At 42.0% G+C, this 4,462-nt stretch carries 5 protein-coding genes; all 5 read left to right on the forward strand.

The window, feature by feature from the left end; all coding sequences use genetic code 11:
* On the forward strand, positions 1-955 hold a 955-nt coding region (locus tag WB217_RS00375; RefSeq protein ID WP_423989579.1), incomplete at its 5' end, for an SPOR domain-containing protein.
* Positions 956-1,294: 339 nt separating this feature from the next.
* A complete protein-coding gene (locus WB217_RS00380) occupies positions 1,295-1,867 on the forward strand; it encodes a Maf family protein (protein WP_423989581.1) in 573 nt (190 codons plus the stop codon).
* A 67-nt stretch (positions 1,868-1,934) separates the two neighbouring features.
* Complete coding sequence (radC, locus tag WB217_RS00385) at positions 1,935-2,624, forward strand: RadC family protein (RefSeq protein ID WP_423989583.1); 690 nt, start codon at positions 1,935-1,937, stop codon at positions 2,622-2,624.
* 162 nt (positions 2,625-2,786) lie between these two features.
* Positions 2,787-3,809: a rod shape-determining protein gene (locus WB217_RS00390; protein WP_335432804.1), complete on the forward strand. Its 1,023-nt coding sequence runs from the start codon at positions 2,787-2,789 to the stop codon at positions 3,807-3,809.
* Between the two features lie 81 nt (positions 3,810-3,890).
* A partial coding sequence (mreC, locus tag WB217_RS00395) for a rod shape-determining protein MreC (RefSeq protein ID WP_423989585.1) occupies positions 3,891-4,462 on the forward strand: 572 nt, incomplete at its 3' end.

Below are 4,462 nucleotides of genomic sequence, written 5' to 3' on the forward strand. Positions count from 1 at the left end.
AAAAGAAGAGGACGGGAACCATTATGTCCAAAGTGATAGAGATGAGGCACTGAATGAAACGGCAGCTTCCCAGGAATCAGCTGACGATAGTTTCGATTGGGTTTTGCCAGATCCAATAGAAGAAGAAATTGTAAAGGAATACAAGATTGCTCCAAAACAACCTAAGAAGCAAAAGAAAAGTATCGGAATTTCTGTTTGGAATCAAAAAGGCCCACGCAAAAATCGTCTTTATTCAACCATCTTTATTACGACCTTTTTCGCTGTAATACTTGGGACGGTTTTTGGTGTCACCATTTTAAAATTTGTGACAGCTGATACTGATCCAGTTGTACCTGCAATATCGAAGGTAAATCCTGCCCCGGAAAAAACAGATGAGGGTAAAGGTGTAGGAAGTGTTTCTGCAACACTAAATAGCATACCTGCGTTTGTTGTGCAAAATGGAATTTTCACTACTGAGGATGCAGCAAAGGAACGCGTGAACTTGCTAGCAGGACAGGGAGTATCGGCTGAAATCTTTCCGGTCAATGGACAGTTCGCCATTTACTTAGGGACGGCAGGAACGATCGAGGATGCAAAACAAATGAGTAACACGCTTAAGGCTAAGGGGGTAGAAGTCTTTGCCAAGCCGGTTGAAATTCCTGGAGGCACAGCTGCCAATATAACCGGTGAGGAAGCGAAGGTCCTAGAGAAAGCCCCAGAGATTTATTCCATTCTTTCGAGTGGAAAAGAAGCAACACCTGAGACTCTGAAAAAAGTAGTAGAATATCAAATTATGTTAAGTGAGATTCCCGACAAGACTGTTAAAGATAAAAATATTTTAAAGGCAAAAGCAAGCATAGAGAGAGCATGCCAAGCCTTTTCAGACTATCAAAAATCAAAGGACGGAAAGCAGCTGGCAAGCATGCAAGTAGATTTACTGGCATTCCTCTCCGCTTATCAATCAATAGTTAAATAATTTCAAGTTCAAGAGAATCCAGTATTCTTATAGCAGAATATTTTCCGGGAAATCGTGCAAATTAACAGAGCTTTCAGCATTTAGCTGAAGGCTCTGATTTTTTTGCTGTTTTATCTGTTTTCGCAATTATTTTATCACGCATTTTTCCGAGAATTGGTAATTGTTTAAGAAGCATTATGTAGCCTTCAGCGGATAATATCGATATTGAAAAATATTTTTGTTCAAAAAAGCCACAAAGTTTACGAAAAGAGTCTATACTTAAGATTGTTTGCAGTGTGGAAGTTTGTTACGATTAGTTTGTATCTCCCTTAGATGCAAAAAGAAAAGAAAGGTGATTATATGCAACGCCTCATTTTAGCCTCTTCTTCTCCACGGCGAAAAGAACTTCTTGAAAACCTCCGCTTGAAATTTGAAATCTCGAGCAGCGATGCTGATGAAAGTTTTAGTGAGGAATTGAGCCCTTCTGAAGCAGTGATGGAACTGGCTTCAAGAAAGTCAGGAACAGTCGCTGTAAATTTTCCGGATTGTTTTATTATTGGATCGGATACAGTCGTTGTGCATGAAGGAATCATCCTTGGGAAGCCTGCTAGTGGACAGGAAGCCTTTGAAATGCTCAGGAAGCTGTCTGGAAATACCCATTCCGTTTACACGGGGGTATCAATTTTAGCACCAGAGAAGGAAATGCGTTTTTATGAAAAAACAGATGTGACGTTCTGGGATTTGTCAGATGAAGAAATCGACACCTATATTAAGAGCGGTGAACCATTTGATAAAGCAGGCGGCTATGGAATTCAGGGATTTGGAAGCATGCTTGTCAAAGAAATCAATGGTGACTATTACACTGTTATGGGGCTGCCTGTATCAAGATTGATTAGGGAGCTTCGAAACATCGGTTACATCCTTCCTTATTAAAAAGAATGCCACAGAAACTTCTTCTACACTTCCCTCGTCATAATTTATTGACTGGGAGGAAGACCAATTGTCATCAAATTCATTAATGATCAGAGATTATCCGCAAAACGAACGGCCGAGGGAACGGTTTGTCCAAAACGGGCCCCAGAGCCTGTCTAATCATGAATTGCTTGCTTTGCTGCTCGGAACAGGGTCAAGAGAAGAATCAGTCCTACAGCTTGCAAACCGCATGCTTTCCCAGTTTGAGGGCCTTCGTCTGTTAAAAGATGCTACCCTTGAAGAATTGACGCAGATTAAAGGTATTGGACAAGCGAAAGCGATTCATGTGCTTGCTGCTGTTGAAGTAGGCAGGCGCATCGCAAACCATACTCTTGATGAACGCTATGTAATCCGCTCGCCTGAAGACGGCGCAAAATACTTGATGAACGATATGCGCTTCCTGACCCAAGAGCATTTTGTATGTCTTTATTTAAATACGAAAAATCAGGTCATTCACAGACAGACGATTTTCATCGGGAGCCTGAATGCTTCAATCGTCCATCCTCGTGAAGTATTCAAGGAAGCTGTCCGCAGGTCTGCTGCCTCCGTCATCTGTGTCCATAATCATCCTTCTGGAGACCCAACTCCAAGCAGGGAAGATATTGAGGTAACGAAACGGTTGACCGAATCGGGGAAAATTGTCGGAATTGAATTGCTAGACCATTTAATCATTGGGGAAAATAAATATGTTAGTTTAAAGGAAAAAGGGTATGTATGATACTAGGATTTTGATTGACGTTGAGATATAATATAATTTATGATTTTTGCGGGCACAATTAAATTTTTTGTCAAAAAATCTGCTAAAAAAACAATCATCTTACTTTGTAAATAGATTGCCTGTTCTTTTATTGCATTTATGTTCAGAAAGGGAGATACAACCATGTTTGGAATTGGAACTAGAGACCTAGGGATTGACTTAGGTACCGCTAATACACTCGTTTACGTAAAAGGAAAAGGAATCGTCTTGAGAGAGCCATCCGTTGTGGCGCTTCAAACAGATACTAAGAATATCGTCGCAGTAGGGAACGACGCTAAAAATATGATCGGCCGTACCCCTGGGAATGTAGTAGCCTTAAGACCTATGAAGGACGGGGTTATTGCTGATTATGAAACAACGGCAACGATGATGAAGTATTATATTAAAATGGCTACTAAGAATAAAGGCTTTTTTGCAGGTAAGCCATATGTCATGGTTTGCGTGCCATCGGGAATCACGGCTGTTGAAGAACGTGCGGTGATTGATGCCACTCGTCAGGCTGGGGCCAGGGATGCTTTTACGATTGAGGAACCATTTGCAGCAGCAATCGGGGCAAACCTTCCAGTTTGGGAACCTACTGGAAGCATGGTTGTTGATATCGGGGGCGGAACGACTGAAGTGGCGATCATTTCACTTGGCGGTATTGTCACCTCCCAATCGGTCCGTATCGCGGGCGATGAAATGGATGACGCAATCATCAATTACATCCGCAAAACGTACAACCTGATGATCGGTGAAAGAACAGCAGAAACAATCAAAATGGAAGTTGGTTCAGCTGGTGACGCTGAAGGCATCGAAAACATGGAAATCCGCGGACGTGACCTTTTGACAGGACTCCCTAAAACAATTGAAATCACAGCTCTGGAAATTGCGAAAGCACTTCATGACACGGTATACGCGATTGTGGATGCAGTGAAGCTTACACTGGAAAAGACTCCGCCTGAGCTAGCGTCAGATATCATGGACCGGGGAATCGTCCTGACTGGAGGAGGCGCTTTGCTGCGCAATCTGGACAAGGTAATCAGTGAAGAAACAAAAATGCCGGTACTTATTGCTGAAGATCCTCTCGATTGTGTCGCAATTGGGACAGGCAAGGCATTGGATCATATCGATCTATTCAAGAATAAAGCAAAAGAATCAAGATAAAAAAGAGAGGGGAAGCAGGAATTCATCCTACTTCCCTGCTCTCTTGTCATCATAATTTTTTAGATTGTAGAGGTGTAGATCATGCCACAGTTCTTTTTTAACAAACGCCTGATAATGCTGCTTGTGAGCATTATAGTCCTCGTGGCATTGATTGGCTTTTCTTTAAGGGAAAGGGAAGAATTGACTTGGCCCGAGCAGTTCGTAAAAGATTCGACAAGCTGGGTTCAATCCCTTGTTTCCAGACCTGCGCATTATGTTGCCGGTTTATTTGAAAACCTTCAAGACTTGCAAAATACATATCAGGAAAACAAAGAATTAAAGAAACGACTTGATGATATGGCCCGACTTGAAGCTAAAGTATATTCCCTTGAAAAAGACAACGAGGAGCTTCAGGAAATTTTAGATAAAGAAGAGTCGCTTTCAGACTTTGAACCAATCCAGGCTGTTATGATTGCCAGAAGCCCTGATCGCTGGAACGAGCTTATCATCATCAATAAAGGCAAATCTCAGGGCATTGAAAAAAATATGGCCGTTATTACTGCCAGGGGATTAATTGGTAAAGTAAAAAGCACGACTCCATTCTCATCAACTGTACAGCTGGTCAGCGCATTGGATCCGACAAACCGGATTTCAGCACTCCTACAGGGTGAAAA

The sequence above is a fragment of the Mesobacillus sp. genome (assembly GCF_049588175.1).
Classification (GTDB): Bacteria; Bacillota; Bacilli; order Bacillales; family Cytobacillaceae; genus Mesobacillus.

Excerpts from the sequence above, each read along its gene's own strand:
- WB217_RS00380 (WP_423989581.1), top strand. The coding sequence starts at position 1,295 with ATGCAACGCCTCATTTTAGCCTCTTCTTCTCCACGGCGAAAAGAACTT.
- WB217_RS00390 (WP_335432804.1), top strand. The coding sequence starts at position 2,787 with ATGTTTGGAATTGGAACTAGAGACCTAGGGATTGACTTAGGTACCGCT.